The sequence below is a fragment of the Streptomyces sp. NPDC048643 genome (genome assembly GCF_040650615.1).
Classification (GTDB): Bacteria; Actinomycetota; Actinomycetes; order Streptomycetales; family Streptomycetaceae; genus Streptomyces.
The window spans coordinates 207,935-225,908 of record NZ_JBEZHO010000003.1 but is presented as its reverse complement, the minus strand read 5'-3'; the positions used below and the strand labels follow the sequence as shown (position 1 = coordinate 225,908).

At 63.3% G+C, this 17,974-nt stretch carries 20 protein-coding genes; 5 read left to right on the top strand and 15 right to left on the bottom strand.

The genetic code is table 11. From position 1 onward, the window contains the following. Positions 1–2: 2 nt before the first annotated feature. The 4 genes from AB0C62_RS04800 to AB0C62_RS04785 all read right to left on the bottom strand — a co-directional run bounded on the left by AB0C62_RS04800 (position 3) and on the right by AB0C62_RS04785 (position 2,821). Positions 3–353 carry a hypothetical protein gene (locus tag AB0C62_RS04800; protein ID WP_266616567.1) on the bottom strand — a complete coding sequence of 117 codons (351 nt, stop codon included), beginning with the start codon at positions 351–353 and terminating at the stop codon, positions 3–5. Between the two features lie 158 nt (positions 354–511). Further along, on the bottom strand, positions 512–1,240 hold the full coding sequence (locus AB0C62_RS04795) for a GntR family transcriptional regulator (RefSeq protein ID WP_362969627.1): 729 nt from the start codon (positions 1,238–1,240) through the stop codon (positions 512–514). 107 nt (positions 1,241–1,347) lie between these two features. Then, positions 1,348–1,791, bottom strand: a complete 444-nt coding sequence (locus AB0C62_RS04790; RefSeq protein WP_362969626.1) for an ATP-binding protein — start codon at positions 1,789–1,791, stop codon at positions 1,348–1,350. 289 nt (positions 1,792–2,080) lie between these two features. Continuing rightward, positions 2,081–2,821 (bottom strand): GntR family transcriptional regulator, encoded by a 741-nt coding sequence (locus tag AB0C62_RS04785; RefSeq protein ID WP_362969625.1) that lies wholly within the window; start codon positions 2,819–2,821, stop codon positions 2,081–2,083. Between the two features lie 79 nt (positions 2,822–2,900). Here AB0C62_RS04785 and AB0C62_RS04780 point away from each other — a divergent pair, with 79 nt between their 5' ends. After that, positions 2,901–3,998: a DUF1152 domain-containing protein gene (locus AB0C62_RS04780; protein WP_362969624.1), complete on the top strand. Its 1,098-nt coding sequence runs from the start codon at positions 2,901–2,903 to the stop codon at positions 3,996–3,998. Between the two features lie 272 nt (positions 3,999–4,270). Here AB0C62_RS04780 and AB0C62_RS04775 read toward each other — a convergent pair whose 3' ends face one another. From AB0C62_RS04775 to AB0C62_RS04750, 6 genes are all read right to left on the bottom strand, one after another. Next, a complete protein-coding gene (locus AB0C62_RS04775; RefSeq protein WP_362969623.1) occupies positions 4,271–4,651 on the bottom strand; it encodes a hypothetical protein in 381 nt (126 codons plus the stop codon). A gap of 377 nt (positions 4,652–5,028) precedes the next feature. Continuing rightward, positions 5,029–5,598, bottom strand: coding sequence for a hypothetical protein (locus AB0C62_RS04770; RefSeq protein ID WP_362969622.1), 570 nt, complete (start codon positions 5,596–5,598; stop codon positions 5,029–5,031). A gap of 742 nt (positions 5,599–6,340) precedes the next feature. Next, positions 6,341–6,643, bottom strand: a complete 303-nt coding sequence (locus AB0C62_RS04765; protein ID WP_362969621.1) for a hypothetical protein — start codon at positions 6,641–6,643, stop codon at positions 6,341–6,343. After that, positions 6,640–7,383 carry a GntR family transcriptional regulator gene (locus AB0C62_RS04760; RefSeq protein WP_362969620.1) on the bottom strand — a complete coding sequence of 248 codons (744 nt, stop codon included), beginning with the start codon at positions 7,381–7,383 and terminating at the stop codon, positions 6,640–6,642. Before AB0C62_RS04760 ends, AB0C62_RS04765 begins: the two co-directional genes overlap by 4 nt. Next, positions 7,380–7,604, bottom strand: coding sequence for a hypothetical protein (locus AB0C62_RS04755; protein WP_362969619.1), 225 nt, complete (start codon positions 7,602–7,604; stop codon positions 7,380–7,382). Before AB0C62_RS04755 ends, AB0C62_RS04760 begins: the two co-directional genes overlap by 4 nt. A 541-nt stretch (positions 7,605–8,145) precedes the next feature. After that, the gene (locus AB0C62_RS04750) at positions 8,146–8,424 is read right to left on the bottom strand and encodes a hypothetical protein (RefSeq protein WP_362969618.1); all 279 of its coding nucleotides are present in this window, start codon (positions 8,422–8,424) and stop codon (positions 8,146–8,148) included. A 78-nt stretch (positions 8,425–8,502) separates the two neighbouring features. Here AB0C62_RS04750 and AB0C62_RS04745 point away from each other — a divergent pair, with 78 nt between their 5' ends. Continuing rightward, positions 8,503–9,258 (top strand): GntR family transcriptional regulator, encoded by a 756-nt coding sequence (locus tag AB0C62_RS04745; RefSeq protein ID WP_362969617.1) that lies wholly within the window; start codon positions 8,503–8,505, stop codon positions 9,256–9,258. A 1,928-nt stretch (positions 9,259–11,186) separates the two neighbouring features. Here the strand turns inward: AB0C62_RS04745 and AB0C62_RS04740 are convergent. Beyond that, positions 11,187–11,516, bottom strand: coding sequence for a hypothetical protein (locus AB0C62_RS04740; RefSeq protein WP_362969616.1), 330 nt, complete (start codon positions 11,514–11,516; stop codon positions 11,187–11,189). Between the two features lie 4 nt (positions 11,517–11,520). Further along, entirely contained in the window at positions 11,521–11,832 is a 312-nt protein-coding gene (locus AB0C62_RS04735) for a hypothetical protein (protein ID WP_362969615.1), read from the bottom strand. A gap of 145 nt (positions 11,833–11,977) precedes the next feature. Between AB0C62_RS04735 and AB0C62_RS04730 the strand changes: the two genes are divergently transcribed. The 3 genes from AB0C62_RS04730 to AB0C62_RS04720 all read left to right on the top strand — a co-directional run bounded on the left by AB0C62_RS04730 (position 11,978) and on the right by AB0C62_RS04720 (position 14,353). Continuing rightward, positions 11,978–12,202 (top strand): HNH endonuclease, encoded by a 225-nt coding sequence (locus AB0C62_RS04730; protein WP_362969614.1) that lies wholly within the window; start codon positions 11,978–11,980, stop codon positions 12,200–12,202. Between the two features lie 146 nt (positions 12,203–12,348). Continuing rightward, positions 12,349–13,548: a DUF262 domain-containing protein gene (locus AB0C62_RS04725; protein ID WP_362969613.1), complete on the top strand. Its 1,200-nt coding sequence runs from the start codon at positions 12,349–12,351 to the stop codon at positions 13,546–13,548. A gap of 25 nt (positions 13,549–13,573) precedes the next feature. Beyond that, a complete protein-coding gene (locus AB0C62_RS04720; RefSeq protein ID WP_362969612.1) occupies positions 13,574–14,353 on the top strand; it encodes a hypothetical protein in 780 nt (259 codons plus the stop codon). Between the two features lie 450 nt (positions 14,354–14,803). On the opposite strand, the gene AB0C62_RS04715 is transcribed toward AB0C62_RS04720, so the two are convergent. From AB0C62_RS04715 to AB0C62_RS04705, 3 genes are all read right to left on the bottom strand, one after another. Further along, positions 14,804–15,595, bottom strand: a complete 792-nt coding sequence (locus tag AB0C62_RS04715) for a hypothetical protein (RefSeq protein ID WP_362969611.1) — start codon at positions 15,593–15,595, stop codon at positions 14,804–14,806. 105 nt (positions 15,596–15,700) lie between these two features. Next, positions 15,701–16,066, bottom strand: coding sequence for a hypothetical protein (locus AB0C62_RS04710; protein ID WP_362969610.1), 366 nt, complete (start codon positions 16,064–16,066; stop codon positions 15,701–15,703). 168 nt (positions 16,067–16,234) lie between these two features. Continuing rightward, positions 16,235–16,936, bottom strand: coding sequence for a helix-turn-helix domain-containing protein (locus AB0C62_RS04705; protein WP_362969609.1), 702 nt, complete (start codon positions 16,934–16,936; stop codon positions 16,235–16,237). Between the last annotated feature and the right edge of the window lie 1,038 nt (positions 16,937–17,974).

Genomic DNA, 17,974 nt, shown 5'->3' with positions numbered 1-17,974 from the left:
GATCAGTTCTCCTGTCCGACAGGGAAAGCCCCCGGGACGACAGCGGCCGCACGGTAGGCGATGCCGTGGCGGGCCTGCCCGCTGAAGACGCTCTCCCAGGGACGGGCGACGAGGCCGGGCAGGGAGACCGGGGCGCCGACGGCCAGGCCGTCCGTGATCCCGCTCTCCGGGACGGTCACCGCGATGAGCGACGACTCCCCCTCGTCGATGTAGACGACGCCGACCTTCATCAGCGCCTCGCCACTGACCGCGTCCTTGGCGATCTCGCCCGTCTGCCGGTCCTTGACCTTGGGCTCAGGAGCCTCGGTCAGCAGGATCGTCGCGGACGAGGTCTCGACTCGGATAGCACGCACAGAACTTCTCCTTCGTAGACACCTGCCAGACGACCTGACAGGTTGACTTAGCAAGTTTGAAGTTAGGGAGGCCAGGTTGACTTTTGTCAAGTGGCTTCAGCGGCTTGCCGGCCGGGTCTTCGAGACGCCAACAGGCCAATTCCTGCGGCTAGTTCGGGTCAGCCGAGGCGGTAGGTGTCTTCGAGCTCCTGCCGATCGGCAGGCAGAAGAACATCCGTGACCTGCAAGGCTTGCCCAGCAACATCGCACGCGACGACCAGCACGCTGAGCACCGGCTCCCCTTGAGGCATCGCCAAGAGGTCAGCCTCTTCCTGGCTTGGCAGTCGGGCCGAGACACGTTCGGTTACGTGATCGAAGCGCAGCTTCTTGCGTGCTTCCAGGTGCGCACGCTGGCCCTCTCGCAGCGGAGACGAGACAGAAAGATCGGTCCCTTCGACCAGGCCGGCCGGGAAGTAGGACGAAGAGAGCTCAACCGGCTCGCCGTCCTGCTCCACCAACAGCCGCCGAACCAGAACGCTTGCCCTCTTGGGCACCCCGAGGATGGAGGCGACCCTCGGCGGCACGGGAACCTGCTCGACCTGGACAAGGCGAACCTGAACCGAGGATTCGTCGCGCTCCAGCGCGTCACGTCCCCGCTGACCCTTCTGCTCGATGGCTTCCGGCCGTCCGCGAACGATAGTGCCGAACCCCTGCCGAGACTCCAGCCAGCCATCCCGCTTCAGCAGCTCCAGCGCGCGGACGACAGTGGGCCGGGACATGCCGAAGGCTTGGACCAGCTGATTTTCACTCGGGACCCGGCTCCCGGGCGGGTACGTACCGTCCTCGATACGCCCTTGGAGCGTCTGCGCTAGCCGCACATACTTGGGTGCAGCCACCTCGTACGCCATAGCCCCGCCTAGTGAGAATCCGCCAAGTCAACCTGTCAACCAGCCTACTCACGTGAGCGGGTACTGAACACCCGCGGACTCGCCAGCGCCGCAGGTTCGGATCGACCTCACGGCTTCCAGGCTTCGTCGATCTGGAACCACACGACGGTTCCACCGAAGCGACTGGGGCCAGCCGCCCACGAATCCGCCAGTGCGTTTACCAGGCAAAGCCCCCTGCCGTGCGCGTCATTGACCCTGGGGCTGCGCAGCCGCACGTCCGCCGGAAAGCCGGGGTTATGGACGTCTACCCGCAGGGACTCTCCCAGGCGCGACCACTCAACGCGGACCCGCCAGGGCTCTTCGGCCTCCCCGTAGAGAATCGCGTTCGTCACCAACTCGGAGAGCATCAGTACGCAGTCGTCGATCGAGCAGGCCAGGTTGTACGGGGCGGTGAACTTCCGGAACCATCGCCTTGCCCGAGCTACTGACTCGGGCACGGGATAGAGGGTCATGCCCCCGATCGGCGACGATCCGGCAACCGCGGCTTCGGACTCTTCACGCGCATCCGCCATGAGCGCCACTACTCCCTACCGGTGCCGTCACAGTCGAGACAGCGCCGCTTGGACGTAGCACGGACGCGAGCGTCAGTGGCGGAGAGCGCCAAGGCCGAGCGGGAGCTGACGTACTTCCACCCTCGCCCCCGGCATCCACGGCAGACCGCTTCCCGCGAGACGTGCCGTAATTCCCCGCACTCCTGGCTCACGTCCGTGCCCCTTCCGGTCAAGTGGCCTTAGCCACTTACTGGATAGTGGCATTAGCCACTCGAAGCCACAAGCGGTTCGCGAAGAGAGCCGCGACTTTCTAGCTGATCGGGTAGCCCTGCTCGAACGCCCAACGCCCAGGCGGGTACGTGGCCTCGGCGAACTCCAAAGGCCGATCCTGCATGTCATAGACCACGTGATGGACGATCAGGACGGCTGCCTGGGGCTCAAGTTCGAGGTCAGCGGCCTCGTCCTCGGTCGCCAGTCGGGCGCACATCCGGTCCTCCGCATAGCTTCCCTGGCGACCCGTCATGCTCTCGACGTACATGAGCGTCCCCTCCTGAATCCGTTCAGGATCAAGGAGCTTGGGCGCCCGCTCGCCGACATCGACACCGAACCACGACGTCGAGATCGTGATGGGGCCGGACTCGTTCTTGGTCACCCGGCGCCGATGAACAGCTCGGGCCCCGGCTGCCAGACTCAGCGCATCGGCCACATAGCCGGGGGCTTCCAGCCAGCCGGCGGAGGTGATCACCGCGTACTCGCCCGGCGTGTAGATCTTGCCGGTCTGCTTGGCGCGACCGTAGAGCTCCCGAGCACGCCGATTCACCGCGAGGCCTCGCACGTAGGTGCCCGAACCCTGGCGCTTCTCCACCAGGCCCTGATGACTCAGCGCCTCCAGCGACCGAGCCGCCGTCGGGCGTGAAACGCTCCAGTCCGCGGCCAGTTGGCGCTCCGACGGAACCTCGTCGCCAGGCCTCAAGTCGCCTCGCAGAATCTGATCGCGAATGTGGTGTGCGATCTGGAGGTACTTGGGCTGGGTCTCTTCGATCTGCGGCATCGGAGCCCCTCCCTAAGTGGCTATGACCAGTAGCCACTATAGGGTGAGTGGCCAGCAGAGGAACCCGTACGCTGCGAGGGTGACCCGCTTGATCGTGGCAGCAGGAGGAGGGGGCGACGCAGTCGCCGCCGCAATGCTCGACGCAGCCCTCTACGGAGGCGGCGACAGTCCGGCGGTGATCCTCACGTACGCGTGGGACCGCCTCCTGATCGATCCAGTGCCAGGACCACGAGGGTCGGCGAACTTCACAGGCCTTCGCCCCCTCACGCGAAGCGTCTGGGCCGTCCCGGCCGACGCGAAGCCCATCGCCCCGGCAGGCTCAACACTCCCTCGCCTGGCAGCCGAGCTCCCCCACACCTTCGCCCTGATCGACCCCATGCACGGCGCCGAGGGCATCACACGCCAGCTCGAAGAACTCATCGAGCATCTGGCCCCCGAGTCCATCGACCTCCTGGACGTGGGCGGGGACATCCTCGCCAAGGGCGACGAACCCACCCTGCGCAGCCCGCTCGGCGACGCTCTGACGCTGGCCGCAGCCTGCCAAGTCAACGCGCCTGTGCGGCTCTTGATCGCCGGACCGGGCCTGGACGGAGAACTCCCGGCCGAGCTTCTGGCCGACCGTATGGGCACGACAGCCCTGACGCTCACGGCCGAGCACGTCGAACCGATCAGCTCGGTCCTGGAGTGGCACCCGTCCGAGGCGACAGCGATGCTGGCGGCCACGGCCCGTGGGGTCCGGGGTCTCTGCGAAGTCAGGGACGCTGGCCTGCCGGTCCCCCTCACAGACCACGGCCCCACCGTCCACGAGGCGGATCTGGACGACGCTCTCAACCGCAACGAGCTGGCACGCGCCATCCTCGCAACGGAGACCCTTGCCGAGGCGGAGCAGCACAGCCGCGAAGTCTGCGGATACTCGGAGATCGACTACGAGCGCAACAAGGCCAATTGGCTCGACAGTCAGCCGGAACAGAAGCTCGACCCGGAAGCCACGCTCCACCAACTCGACCAGTTCGAAGCCCAGGCCCGCAACCACGGCATCACGCACACGACGTTCCGCAGGATCACCGAAGCCCTCGGCCTCAGCGGCAAGCAGCGCCAAGACCTCAGAGCACTACTACTCAACAGCCGACCGGAGCAGTACGCCGCCCCTCTGTGGCGCATCCCAGCCGAAGCCTGAGTAACAACTTTCTCTACTGGTTCAAGGCGGCTCGCTCCGCTCCCCGCGCGCGGCCCGGCCCCGGCCGGGCCTGCGCTCCTGTCTCCGCCCCGCTCCAGCCCGGCCGGTGCCCGTGCCGCGCTCCTGGCAATCAGCCGCTTGAGGCCAGAGGAGGGGTAGATGCATCGCGGCCTGGACGATCGACTGCGCGGCTTTACACAGCCATTGACGCAAGCCCCGAGGGTCGCGACGCCAGCGCCCTTCTTTACCGGGCAGGTCTATCGGCTTGATCGTCAGGACACCGAAAGGGAGATGTTTTCCTCGACATAGCGAGCACCCTTGGGCGAGATGCGCACCGTCCTCGTCACATCATCATATTCAATGAATCTCGCCTTGTGGCACTTCTTGAGAATATCTCGCCGGTAAGCGCTAGCGTTAGCGGCTTCGGTCCACGCCAATAGTTCTTTCTCGGCAACCGGAGAGGACTCGGAATAAAGCAGCAAAAGTGTTTTGTCGTGGAGGTTGAGCTTCTCAGAAAGAACTCGCTTCTTCCCATTAACCGCCCAGATGACCTCTAGCTGGCGCTCGACCAGCGCGTCAACAGCTTCGGTGGCTGTCGCCGTATCGACATCATGAAAAACACGGATGAGTTCGGCGACAAGCCACTTGCTCATATGGAGAACGGCAACGGAATCCATATGACTAGGATCAACATCACTCCCCACATGGCCAACGCCTCGATTATTTCTAATCTCGTATAGGGCAATCAACATCCGAGGGATTTGAATCCTGAGCGAGCGAGGTAGTTGGGTTTCCTGCTCGAGCTTTTGACATTCCCTCACCATATTGTTGGGCTTGGACGATTGCAGAGGGAATTGGCCATCCGCATGTCCACGAATGATCGAGTAAACAATCTCACACAGCTTCCCTCCGTTTAGTTCAGAGGGCTCCCACCTGCCCTCACTGAAGTTCCGCGTAATACTCTCCAGCGCCTTTACTAGCTCGTCCCGCAGAGTAACGGGGAGCCCTCCCAGAAAAGACGAGGAGGCGCTCACGACTCCACCTCGTCGTCAGTCAAAACCACGGGAACCGCGCCAGCGATACCTAGCCTATCCCTGACATAGGCGACACCGGACGTAGTGAGTTTATACGTCTTCCAGGACTGAGCAGCCTTACCCTTTGCCATCTGCCGAACCAAAGCCGGCGACTTCCTCTGAGCCTTGGTCAGCGATTGCGTGATATTCTGAATACCATGACCAGTATCTTTGAGAAGGTTGTTAACCTTCATTGACTGCCAGGATGGCTGGGCATTCACAGCTTGAAGCCAGTAGGCGCCGGTGAGGACCTTATCCAATTCAGTCTTTGGATCTACCGCATCGAATAGATCAACGAAGTCGTCAAATACTGGATCGGTAGGAACAGCAGGAGCCTTGGTCCTAGTCCTGCTGTCGTCATTCGTCGCTTCGCTGCTAACACTTGTCGACGAATTGAGCGTGGGCACGGAGATCCCATAGCGTTCCGCGGCCCACCTCAACACGCGAGCCCGCGTTGCATCATCCTCAAGGCCGTTCAGTGCCGCAACGACGGAACCCATGGCCAGAATCTCGACATCATCGTTCATTCGAAACCCCCTACACGATCAAGTGCGAACAAGGTAAGGCTGCACGTTAAGACGTGTCAATCCAGTCACCCAACACAGCGACACTCATAAAGTTGATCAAGCGGAACCGAGACCAGCAGGACGGAAAAGGTCCACCTTCTGGGAACTCCGTTCACTTGTTCGAATCCTGAAGATCCCCAAGTCAGATACGAACACATTCTCGAACACAAGCGAAGGTTGCATCGCACCCGATCAATGGACCGCCGTTGCGGCCAGGCTTATCGAGGCCAGAAAGTATCCGCATCCAATCGGAGTCAAGCCGCTTGGCTGGTGACGCCGTCATTGCGGCATAACAGGCCAGGATATATCTAGATGGCGCGGCATGGGGCCCACTTAGTGAAACCAGGGGCATCTATGCAGCCTGATGCTGAGAACGACAGAGAGCAGACGCGTGAAGGTCTCGTCCCAGCACTTCCGTTGCCGCCGGCCGCCCTGGCAGACGTTGCCAGGGCAGCGTGGCTAAGGCCCAGTAGGGGTGCAGCGAGGCATACGCGCGCCTGGTCGGTCGGCGCACCCGTCATCGTGGCTGACTTTCGTCGGCTGAGGTTCAGGCGGCCGCAAGAGGATTCGTCTCTGCCTCGGTGGGCGATGCGTCTCCACCGGCTCGGCCCAGCTCGACGGGGAGGGGAGCCCGGTTTGGTCTTCGGGTTCCCCTCCCCGTGTAGAAGGCGTCATCGGCAGGCGCCGTTGCGCGTACTCTTTTTCAGATTGGGTGCGGTTCGCTCGCCGCCAGCAAGTGACCGCGGCTGATCGCGACGCGGAGGACGTCTCGTAGGGCCCCGGTCAGTTCCTTCGCCAGCCGTTGCTTTTCCTCCGGGTCCGTGTCTTGGTCGTCGAGCGCTTCGGAGGCTCGTTCCAGCAGTTCGGCCGCCGTGCCGAGTTGGACCGCTTCGATGTTGTCCGCCATGCGGGACATGAAGCCGTCCCGGTCGTCGGTGCTCAGGTAGCAGGGGTTTCCGCCAGGGCCCGACCACGGGAGGAGCCGGAGTTCGTCTTGTTCCGTCATCCTTGCGTCTGCCTCTCGTCGATCATGTGGTGAGTGGTGAAGACCGCCTCGATGCGGTGGCCCGGGAAGGCCAGCAACGCGGCTTCGACCACACGCCCGGCGGAGTCGGTCGCGGTGCGCGTAACGGCGAGGACAGGCAGAGTGGAGCCGATCCGAAGGGCTGATACTTCGTCCGGCGTCGGTAGGCGGGCACAGACCGTTTCCCGGACAGTGGCCGGCGCAGGACCAAGAGCGGCGAATCTCGTCGCCGCTACTCCGTATGCGGATTCGTCGTCGAGCACTCCAGCCGGTGCCAGGTCGCGCGGGAGGTATATGCGGGCCAGTCCGTTCGGTGACGCTCCGTCGAGGCTGAGGCACGAGAACTCGACGAGAGGGCTTCCCACAGGGACGTTGAGCAAGGCCGTGAGTTGTCCGTGCGCCTGAACCGCGGCGGTGCGAACGCTGACGCGCAGGGCCGCTTCGGCGGCAGTCCACGGGTCAAGGGTTCCCCAGCCTCCGACGTACACGATCTTGCGATGGGGGCGACGGACGAAATTGCCCTTGCCGTGGATCTTCTCTAGTAGACCTTCCCCTTGCAGCACGGCGAGAGCGCTCCGCAGCGTCAGCGCGCTGACCTTGTATCGGTCGGCCAAGTCGGCTTCGGACGGTAGGCGTTCACCGGACTGGATACGGCCGGTCGTGATCTGTTGCCGGAGGTCGTCGGCGATGTCGTGATGGCGAGAGGGCACGGACCCGGTCACCGCCTTCTCAGCGATCGCACGGCGAGGAGCCGGGTGCGCGCGTGGATGGTCAGCAGCTCGCCCGACTCGAAGACGAGTTGCTTGGCCCCCTGCGGAAGCTGGAAGAGGTCTCTCACCCGGCAGGCTCGACCGCCGAGTTGGATGACGTCGCCACGCTGCACGGTGGCTGCGGTGACCTCGACGTTGCCGACCAGTACGCCGCCGGGGGCCCATGCGCTCATCGCTCCACCTCTGCAGCAGGGAATCGGCCGACCGCCGGGTGGCACGGGCAGTCGCACACCTCGTAGATGACCGGGAGGTCGACCGGGGCCGGAGCCGGGGAGGACTCTGCGCAGACGGGGTGTGTGCCGATGCGGCAGGCCGTCGAGCGGTAGGGAACAGCCGAGGCGTCCGCGATGCGGAGTTGTCGGTGAGACGGCCTTGAGGACATCGAGGGCATCAGAGGACCCCCGCAAGGGCCGACCACGCATTGATCGGCAGATGGGGAGCGACGACCACCGAGCGCGTGCGGACGCGCTTCTCCCAGGCCAGCACGTACGGGCGGACGAGTGCGACGTCTTCAGCCGCGAGCAAATGCCGGCGGTCCGCGTGAGTAGAGGTCCGACCCAGGAGGACCGTCCACGCGTCAGCGGACGCGGGAACAGCGGGGGCGGTTGGCGAGTGGACAGCCGTTAAGGGGCGACGGTGCCTGCCCTTTGTGAAGTGACGCGCCCTGGTGAGGGATACCGCGCGGCGGATACGGTTGAGCACGCTGGTCAGCTCCTATCGCTGATGGCCCGGTCCCCCGACATCGCCCGTCGTGGGGACCGTTCTGCGTACGACCGCCCAGAGGGTGCGGCCGTTCAGGCTGGTGGCGAGGAGCCCGAACCGGTCGGCCTCGGCCACCACGTCCAGGACCTCCCGCCATAACTCGGCGGAGAGTTCGTCCGGCACCTCCGCTTCGACCGACGTGTGACGGCGGTGTTGCTCCACTCGCGTGGGAAGCCCGAGGGTGGACAGCCGTGCGGCGATGCACGCCGCGCTGACTTCCGATTCGGGCACAGGGCAGCCTCCGGCACAGGCGATCACTTCCAGTGAAGCTAGTTAACTAGATTAGAGCTAGTGGACTAGATTTTCCATATGTCTGAGCAGCCGCCCTATCTCCGCATCGCCGACGAACTCCGGCGCCGGATCGCGGAGCACGTGTGGGAGCCGGGCAATCGCCTACCCTCGCGCGCCCAGATCGGCCAGGAGTGCGGCGTGGGCGAGAACGTGGTGCGCAGGGCTCAGGAACTGCTTATCTCCCAGGGCGTGCTGGAGGGCCGCGCCGGATCGGGCACGTACGTCGCCGAGCCCCGGAAGCGGGTGCGGGTGGTGCGCTCATCGGCGCGCGAGCAGCCCCAAAGGTCCCCGTTCCGCGCGGACATGAAGGCGCTGGGCAGACAGGGCGACTGGGAGAGCCGGACCGACGCCAAGGTTCCGGCTCCAGTGGAGATCGCGACCCGGCTCGGCGTCGCCGAGGGCGAACTGTGCGTCCGGACCGTGTACGAGTTCCTGGCGAACGGCCGGCCCGTACAGCTGTCGACGAGTTGGGAGCCGTACGACCTCACCGCTGGCACTCTCGTCGTCCTGCCTGAGGGAGGGCCGCACGCCGGGGAGGGCGTGGTGAACCGCATGGCCGCGATCGGCATCACCGTCAGCCATGCCGTCGAGCAGCCGGAGCCGAGACAGGCGACAGCCGAGGAAGCATCCTTGCTCGGCATCCAGAAGGCCGCGCTCATCACCCACATCCGGCGGACTTACTACAGCGCCGAGGGACGCCCCGTGGAGACGGCGGACATCGTCGTGCCCGCCGCGCACTGCGAGATCGTCTATGAGATCCCGATCAACACCTGAATGAACCAAGCGAAGCCATCTGCTTAGCGACGGCTACCGCCCAGGGCGCCATTTGGATCGTCTAGGGCGGATCGCGCCAGCTCGCGGAAGAGGCTCAGGCTCGGCCAGTGGGCACGTAGGGACGATGGCGGGTCGCTCCGCCTAGCTGGCTCCAGCCCATGCCTTGTGAGGGTGCTTCTCAGAAGGGTCCCGTAAGCCCGTGCTACTGATAGGGCTTCCGCGGCCACGACGCCGGGCCCGGCTAGAGCCACGGCACTCTCAGCCTTCGAGAGCGCCGACATGAGTCGACGCGCCTCGGCGGCCCGCTCCAGCAGATTTGCCGGTACTGAGTCCTCTGTCGAGGTGAGGGCGGAGATCGCGGGAACAAGTTCGTCTGCTGCGTTTGCGAACCGGGCGTAGGCATCAGCACGAGCCTGCCGCTGCCAGTGCTCATGCTGCAAGCGGCGCTGGGAGTTCCCCGTGTTCCTGGCCGCACGTATGGCTCCGAACGCGCCGAGCCCTGCCCCAATTATGGCTGCTACAGCGGCAATTGATGCCGCTCCCCCTATATTCATCGGCTCATTATGCCAAGCGCCGGCGCTGGACCGCGGGTGGACTTCAAGCCTGCCCAAGTCGCTGCTCACATGGCGACCCCTGACGTCCACGGCTGACATCAACGAGCCCGGACGGCGGCATACGGCAGCGCCCCCACACGACCGCCGGACCTGCCGACGGTGGAACCGGGAACGGGTGTAGATCGAACTCCTGAGGCGGGTGTCGCAGGTTCCAATCCCGCCGGGTGAACAGAGTGACAAACCAGTCTATAAGCCTTCCTTCGGGGTGCATCTTCGCCCTGCTCGATGTCACGCACGCAGGTACTGCCACGCTCAGTCCAGCGAAGCGGCTCCAGCCTCTGTCGATCACCATGGATCCGTGGACCGTCATGCGCCAGAATGAGCTCATGGACGCAGGGAACGTAGCTCTCATAGGCGCAACTAGTGCTGTCCTTGGCGCAGCCATGGGTGCTCTGGGGGCAACGGGTTCGGCACGATTGACAGGTAAATCGCAGCGTCGAGCCCAGCATGAGCAATGGAAAAGGCAGGGGCGCCGGGAGGCGTACGCAGCCTTCATCTCGGCAACCACAGAGTATGTGGACGCCGTTGAGGCAGCACAAGCCTGCTTTCGAGAGCACGAGACACCCACACCTCAGCTGCTGGAACTACTCGACCACGCAGAGACCCTTCGACTTCCCATGAAAAGGACGGTCGCACTCGTATCAGTGGAGGGTCCTCCAGACGTCGCGTCGGCAGCCTCTGAAACTGCAGCGTTTTACGCGAGTTGGGCTCGGAGCTTGTTGGGGGTAAGCACGCTCCTCGTCTCGCCGCCGCGCGTACCTCCGCCTCCACCCGTTCCTTTGCCAAGCGGTGAGTTCCTGTACAGGCGTCTCTCCGGCGACCGCCACTTCGAGCTCTTTCGCAGGCTGGCGAGCCAAGCATTGGACGCTCCTGACAGCCTTCTCAGCGAAAGGTGAGCTTGCGATGTGAAGCTCCCTGAGCATGGGCGAGGGCAGAGACAGCCGCAGCAGATCCTGCGGGGAAGCGCGGGGAATGTCGGGCCCCAAGCCAGCAGTCGTCTATGCGTCGGCGCTGCTCCGATTCGGCTCAGCTCACTAGCTGAACCTAGACGAACCAAGCTTCCCAAACTGACGGCTTGTCCTGCGCGCCGCACGACTACCAGCCCTCATCTCGAGTGTTGGTCTGCCGCTTCATCCGGGCTGCAGGGCTGGGGCGCCGGTCCCGGCCGAGCGACAGACAAGCGGGGAGGAGGACGTACAGCGTGCGGCAGAGAGCTCCGCACATCAGCCATCGGGGAGCAGCTACGTGCGGCCGTGCCGGCCCGTCTCGGGAGCCTGCTCGAACCGCGAGCGACCGGGGTCTCTGCGGCAACCGTCAAACAGCCGACCTGCTAGGGCAGGCGCGCCTCGCCTTTTGCGGTAATGTCTCGGTCTCCATTGGCATCTCCGCGGCGAGGCCCGACATGATCAGCTCGGCCAGTATCAGAGCCGCTTCGCGCCGGACGATTCCGAGGCGTACCAGGCCGTCCCCCGAGACGTTCACGTCGGCCGTGAGGCCGGGGAAGTCCGACTCCAGGCCCAGGGCAATCAGTTCAGAAGCCAGGGTGTCAGCGCTCCGACGGAGCCTGTGCCAGCCGCGGACGTAGGGCACGCCGGGCATCACGTTCTCGGCGCGCTTGGCGACGACTCCCCGTCGGTCGGTCATGACGTCAGCCCTTTCCCGCATCATGTTCGGCGGCACCCTCGCCGCGATCTTCAGGGCGCTGTGACACTGCGGCCAGAGCCAGCCGCAGCAGCTCCGCCAAGCGCTCCGCAGTGGCCGGCGACGCCCGGCCCAGCTCGACGAGGCCGTGCCCGAAGGCGTTCAAGTCGGCACGCAGGTAAGGGAAATCCTTCTCCAGACCAGCACGGAGCAGTGCGTCACGAAGCGCAGTCGTGGCGTCCCGCGCGGCGTACCAATCGTCGCTCTCCAAGAGCGACCAGGTAGCAGCATCGTGTCGCTGGACGGCGTCATCCCGCATCTGTCGTCGTCCTCTCGAAGCCCCCAAGTGCGAACGCAGCGGCAGAGGGTTAGCGCTCGCTGTAGCTGTCCACATGGGCGAGCAACTCGGCGGAGGCGATCAGCCTGGCCGCGAGAGCGACCGGACGGAGCGGGTTGGCGCTCATATGCAGGCACTCGGCAGCCCCGACGACGAACCCGATGTAACCGGCGACGTGCTCTGCCTGTGCCCGAACTGCCACGTCATGCTCGACGCCGGTGCCATCGTGATCAGCGACGATCTGACCATCCTCCGCGGAGGCGTCGAGGAAGGCAGTCTTCGCACCCTCCCGCGGCACGTTCTCGACCTGGAATGTGTGCGCAAGCACCGTGAACGGTGGCGCCAGCGCTGACGTCTCAGGCCACCCGACAGGCTCGTGAGGGCACGGCGGCCATCCAAGTCTGGTACGGGCCAGAGTGTCACCAAGCACGAGGCAACCGCAGTCTCGGTCACTACAAACTGATGCTTTGGCAGGTGAGCACGCCCTAGGATCGCGACATGAGCGACTCCACTGACTGGGACGACGATAAGTCTGCGGAAGACGAAGGGGACCTGTTGTCATGGGAGGACGACGAGGCCGCCACCACCACTGTTGACTGGACGGTGGAAACCGTCGTGAGTCAGATGCGCAAGGGCCGCATCGACCTCAACCCGAGTTTTCAGCGTCGGGATGCTTGGACTCGTGTCGCCAAGTCTCAATACATTGAGTCGCTGGTGCAGCGTTTCCCCGTACCTCAGATCGTCCTGGCCGAGGATTCGAAGAGGCCCGGGAAGTTCTTGGTCATCGATGGCAAGCAACGTCTCCTCTCCATTCGTCAGTTCTGTGCTGACCTAGACGATCCGCGGGACGTCGAGTGGAGGGAAGAGAAGCTGCGCCTGACAGGCCTTAAGGAGAGTGCAACTCTCAACGGACTCACCTACGAGAAGATGGAAGAAAAATACCCGGCTGAGGCAGTCAGGTTTGAGAACGCCACCATTCGAGCGGTACTTCTTCGAAAGTGGCATAGTCAAGATTTTTTGTACACAATCTTCTATCGTTTGAATTCGGGGAGCCTGAAGCTCTCAGCTCAGGAACTCCGTCAAGCACTCTATCCAGGCCCCTTCATGGAGTTCATTGATAATTATTCCGGGACCAGCCCTGCACTGCGATGGCTCTTGCGAAAGCCTAAGCCAGACCGGCGAATGGTTGATGCAGAGCTCCTGCTCCGCTTCATCGCTTTCAACGCGGGGGAACATGTTTACGAAGGAAACTTGAAGACGTTTCTTGACGAAACAGCCGAGACACTCTCTGATAAATGGCACCAGGGCGGTGAAGAGCGAACGAGAGCCGCAGTGGACCTAATGGAAGTAGCCGTATTTGCCGCAAAAGAAGTTTTCGGCGAACGAGCTTGCCGGAAGTATACGGATGACAGGTTCGAGCGTTCAGTTAACCGAGCCTTGTTCGATGTTCAAATCCACTACCTGACAGATCCAGCCCTCCGTGAGTGGCAGCTGCAAAATGCAGAGCTAACCGTCGAGGCGTTCAAGGATCTATGCAACACCGACCCGCTTTTTATCGATTCGGTCTCTAGCACGACGAAAACTCCACGGGCCGTAAGGAAGCGCTTCACGGCCTGGGGTGCGAAACTCAGCGACGTCAGCGGCTTGTCACACGAGTTCCCTCCGTCGGTCTCTGGGATGTCAAATGACGTCGGATGACCCTTGGGGAGCCCTCGCAGACTCTATGTCCACCGTCGCTAATCACTTAGGCATAAAGGACAAATCTGGGACTGTCGTCGCAGATCCCGAAGAGATCACCGACGAATATATCGCCGCGATCTCCATTCCGACTCGCGCTTTTCTTGTGCTCTGCAGTTCCGAGCTTGAAGAATACGTCGAGGCGAGATGCTTAAGTTTCCTTAGTGACTGCGTCACCGGCGCGAACGAACGACTGCAGCACAACTGCTTGCATGCACTTAGTATTCATTTCAGATCAAACATCGGCAAACTACTCGATGGTGGTAGTTACGTCGACTTCTATGCCACAACAGAACAGGCGAAACGCTACGCAAAAGAAATCAAAGCAAGTCGTAAGAAAGTCGCATCAGAATCGGCCGGCGATGTGGATACCGTAGACCCCCGCCTATTGAACAAGATGACTCTTACAGCCAGGCTGTGCACTTGGTACAGCGAACACACTGTGGCAACGAGTCACGGAATAAGCGATAGCGATCTGGTCGGGTTGTTGATCCCATTGGGATTCAGTAGCAACCTAGTCCGAGATGCATGCGGAACGCTTTGCGCCGCCCTCCAGAGTTTGGCAGCTGCCCGCGGAGAAGCCGCGCATCGTTCGGCTCTTTCAAGCAGCTGGCCATTCAGTGCCCTGCCCACGCCCTTGAGCCAACAGCTGTCACTCAGGGACACCTGGAGTCGCTGGGAAGCTGTTGTGGATTCTCTTCACGAGTTTGAAGACCTACTCAACGGGAGCAAGAGTAGCGGCGCAGGGGTAGAGGTCGGTGCCTGAACGGAAACTTATGGACTATTCGTGGACGGGTTGGTCTCGTATCCACACGAACTGGGCTCTCACCTGCACGAACGACGCAGCGGCAAGCCCCCTCCGGAGCCGTGTGCGCAGGTTCGAATCCTGCCGGGGGCACTCGCCTACGACCAGCACAGATCATGCGCTGACCAGGGCGGATGCCATGAACAAAGAGTCGGACTCAATCTCACTGAGTCCGACTATTTGTCGTTGTCTGTCACTGATCGCGAGTGAGTGGCGAGTGAGGCCACAACGGCCCGGTCGCCGCCCGCCATATGGCGAACGGGTATCTGGGGGAGAAACCCGGCGTGGCAGAGGTCAGCCATCAAGAAGATCAAAGCGCCCCTGGCCGCTCGGCCGACTTCCCAGCCAGCCGAGCAAGCTCCACGTGTACACGGTCGTAACGTCAGTCCCTCATGCGGCAACATCAGTCCCTCATACGGCGCCGATGCCGGCGTTCGTGACCCACTTGGCAGTAGTGGCATCCAGCTCCCACGGCGCCGTGAGCAACGATGATCGCAGTCCGCTGCGATCTTGCACCGAAGCCGGTTCAGCACCGAACTTCTTGAGTCGGTTGCCGCCCTCCCCCCAGAACGGATCAGTTGGACAGTCGAGCATGGATACAAAGCGCTCGACACGATCGGCCCACGTGGGGTGCAACCACCATGAGGAGCAGAACATGAGGCTCTGAGCGGCCACAGAGAGCAATCCGAATCGAACGCTCTGGGTCTCCGCCGACCTAACGAGCAGGTCGAGCTGCAGGCTCACGTGTTCCTTGTACGCTTCCATTTCTGCCTTGCTGCGCGCGAGATCGCCGAGCGTCATGCCAGTAGGGAGTTTGCGATCAGGCCTTACTAGCCACCGAATCAGCAAGGCGGAGAGGGCACGTACGGATTCCACGTCCGGTGCCGCCAAAGAACTACTGCTGGCCGAACTTACGTTGAATTCGATAGCCCACCCTGCCAGTCGCCGTCGTACAGCTTGGGTAGTGTGGCTGTTGAGGCGCATCATGTCACCGTCTGACAGTCGCCCCTCAGCATGCCAGTCCTCAACAGGGCTATTGCGCCAAGCGTTGACGGTAATTCCGAGCGCCACGAGATCCAGCAGCGTAGACAAGTCACCGGGGTCCACATCGACTTGCATGCGGATAAGGCTCTCAAGAACTTCATCAGTCAATGTAACTCCCGACATGGGTTGCCTTCCTACGAACATTTCCTGGCTGCTCATCACGGGCACCCTCGCATGATCGGCTTTGATTTGGTCAGATGGTATGCCCAGGCAGCGATACCGAGTGAATGCTGACGGATGATCAGCTCCTCAGGTCTCTTCCCTCTATCCCATCGCCTTCTCGATCTTCCTGTTGTTCAGCTCCTCGTGACCGTCAATGCAGCCCTCGTAGCGGCGGTGGATGACCTCGGGTGAGTTGCCCGCGCGGCGGGCGACTTCGGCCACCGGGACCCCGGCGTTCAGCCAGTTCGTGATGCGGGTGTGCCGCAGGTCGTATGGCCTGCGAGCGAGCGGCGAAGCCACCTTGTCCGGCGGAAGCGCGACGGGCCGTGCTTCCTGCCACACCCTCCAGTAGCTGGAAGTCCCCAGCACGCCAGCGCGCTCGTTGGCGAAGAGCCTGTCGTCCTTGGCCGTGCCAAATTCCTTGGCGTGCTCACGGAGCATCGCGACCAACAGCGGCGGTATGGGCACAGGCCGGTCAGCCTTGGCTTAACGCGACTTGAGCCCCCGCTTGTCGTGGCGCTGCCCCGAATCGGCCAACTTTTGCCGGACACCGGGCGGGTTTCCCGAAGGGTGAGGCTCCCCCAGTCTCGGGCAAGTAGCAGTCCTTCTCTCGCGACCCGACCACCTCCGCCGGCCTCATTGCGGCGTAGAGCTGGCAGCCGAAGAAGGCGACAAGCCGACGGCCGCGATTGCGGTGCAAGGACCCGCGTGGCCGTAGCGTCCGTTAGCGAGTAGGGCATGCGTGCCAGACCGCCCCGCGGACGCCAGCACGAGCGGGTCGTTCGACTCCCCGATCTTCGCCAGTGTTGTAGCCGCGAGATGGTGCGTACGGGCCGACACTGCCCAGCAGTCGCCGCGCTCTTCGCCGTGCCGGGTTGCTCGCTCTTCCAACTCCTGCGCCGTCTGAAGCAATGCGGGAAGCGCAGCAACGACAGTGCCGAGCCGTCCGCCCTGGTAGTCGCTCCACGCCTGTTCCACGCGTACGGCCACGGGAGCCGGAGTTGGGAGTTGAGCCTCAGCGTCGGGGCCAAACAGCAGATGTGAGAGGCGCCGTGGGCTCATGAGTGCGTCACGAACAGCGGGGACGTCATCCTGCTGTAGCTCATCCTCCATGAGGACGGTCTGCCCATGCAGGTCCCCGAGCTGGACGCGCAGGATGCGGGCCAACTCCCCAAGCATGTCGATACGCGGCGGATTCCGTCGCCCGGTCTCAATCTTCGCGAGCCAGTCAGTGTTACGACCGACGAGGCCGGCCAGCACCTCCTGCGTATAGCCGCGGCGCTTCCGGTAGAACGCAATGCGTTCGCCGATGCTGAGGTGATCTCCAAGACCACGCATGGGGTGTTGCCTCCCGCTGCTGAGTAGGGGCGTCTATCACGGTACCGACGCGGCGGGGAGCTATTAGGCGATCTCGGCCTCCAACAGCCCCACGGCGAGCGTGAGGCACTGAGCAAGAGCGAGCCCGGACAGAGTGTCCGAGTCTGACCGAACCGGTGATCTGTTCTCGGCAGCCGACTCTGAGCCCAATACGGCCTGTCGAAACTCGACCTCGGCCACGTCAGCAGCGATCTGAACGGGCTGGTCTTCCGATCGCGCCCCGGTGGACACCAATCAGCAGCAGACCTGCCCCCGCCGCCAAGCCGACAGCCACTACCCGCCCGCGCCCGCCACCTCCTTCACTCACCCCCCCCCACCTGCCAGCGAAAAGTGTCTCTAGAGGGGATGTCGGCGTCCCGACCACGAGCGAAAGACGAGGCTGACCTGCACGCACCCCAGGCCGGGCTTCCACCCTCGCGCAAGAGATGCAGCAAGAGATGTCGCAGGAGTAGCCGCAAGAGATCACGCAAGAGATGTGGTGATGCCCCGAACCACACCCGCCCGGCTGATAGGCGGCATCCCTTACCCCACGCTGTCTGGCCTTTTCGCGATCTCGGTCGTGATTGACCTCGGTGCCGTGTCCACGGCTCCTCAGACGGTGGGGATCGTCATGGAACCGTCAATGCGACGCAGTCTGGAACTCGAGGCACTCACCTGGGCAACTTAGCTAAGGCGGTCGAGGCCAAAAACGGGCATACGAGCCCCGACTCTCAGGAGTCCTACGGAGACGCATCCGAATAGACAGCGGACAACACCAACTCAAAGGGAGCCCGTGTACGGCCTGCTAAGGGCATGTCAGGCACAGACCCAGGCCGCAGCCACTCGGGAGGATCATCGTGCCGGCCCCCACACTGCAAATACATCACCCAACCACCGTGCGCCTCCGGCAACCGGCCCCATGGTCGGCCCCATGGTCGGCCCCATGGTCGGCCCCATGGTCGGCCCCATGGTCGGCCCCATGGTCGGCCCCATGGTCGGCCCCATGGTCGGCCCCATGGT

Excerpts from the sequence above, each read along its gene's own strand:
- AB0C62_RS04795 (WP_362969627.1), bottom strand. The coding sequence starts at position 1,240 with ATGGCGTACGAGGTGGCTGCACCCAAGTATGTGCGGCTAGCGCAGACG.
- AB0C62_RS04790 (WP_362969626.1), bottom strand. The coding sequence starts at position 1,791 with ATGGCGGATGCGCGTGAAGAGTCCGAAGCCGCGGTTGCCGGATCGTCG.
- AB0C62_RS04785 (WP_362969625.1), bottom strand. The coding sequence starts at position 2,821 with ATGCCGCAGATCGAAGAGACCCAGCCCAAGTACCTCCAGATCGCACAC.
- AB0C62_RS04775 (WP_362969623.1), bottom strand. The coding sequence starts at position 4,651 with ATGAGCAAGTGGCTTGTCGCCGAACTCATCCGTGTTTTTCATGATGTC.
- AB0C62_RS04770 (WP_362969622.1), bottom strand. The coding sequence starts at position 5,598 with ATGAACGATGATGTCGAGATTCTGGCCATGGGTTCCGTCGTTGCGGCA.
- AB0C62_RS04765 (WP_362969621.1), bottom strand. The coding sequence starts at position 6,643 with ATGACGGAACAAGACGAACTCCGGCTCCTCCCGTGGTCGGGCCCTGGC.
- AB0C62_RS04755 (WP_362969619.1), bottom strand. The coding sequence starts at position 7,604 with ATGAGCGCATGGGCCCCCGGCGGCGTACTGGTCGGCAACGTCGAGGTC.
- AB0C62_RS04745 (WP_362969617.1), top strand. The coding sequence starts at position 8,503 with ATGTCTGAGCAGCCGCCCTATCTCCGCATCGCCGACGAACTCCGGCGC.
- AB0C62_RS04740 (WP_362969616.1), bottom strand. The coding sequence starts at position 11,516 with ATGACCGACCGACGGGGAGTCGTCGCCAAGCGCGCCGAGAACGTGATG.
- AB0C62_RS04735 (WP_362969615.1), bottom strand. The coding sequence starts at position 11,832 with ATGCGGGATGACGCCGTCCAGCGACACGATGCTGCTACCTGGTCGCTC.
- AB0C62_RS04730 (WP_362969614.1), top strand. The coding sequence starts at position 11,978 with ATGCAGGCACTCGGCAGCCCCGACGACGAACCCGATGTAACCGGCGAC.
- AB0C62_RS04725 (WP_362969613.1), top strand. The coding sequence starts at position 12,349 with ATGAGCGACTCCACTGACTGGGACGACGATAAGTCTGCGGAAGACGAA.
- AB0C62_RS04720 (WP_362969612.1), top strand. The coding sequence starts at position 13,574 with ATGTCCACCGTCGCTAATCACTTAGGCATAAAGGACAAATCTGGGACT.
- AB0C62_RS04715 (WP_362969611.1), bottom strand. The coding sequence starts at position 15,595 with ATGAGCAGCCAGGAAATGTTCGTAGGAAGGCAACCCATGTCGGGAGTT.
- AB0C62_RS04705 (WP_362969609.1), bottom strand. The coding sequence starts at position 16,936 with ATGCGTGGTCTTGGAGATCACCTCAGCATCGGCGAACGCATTGCGTTC.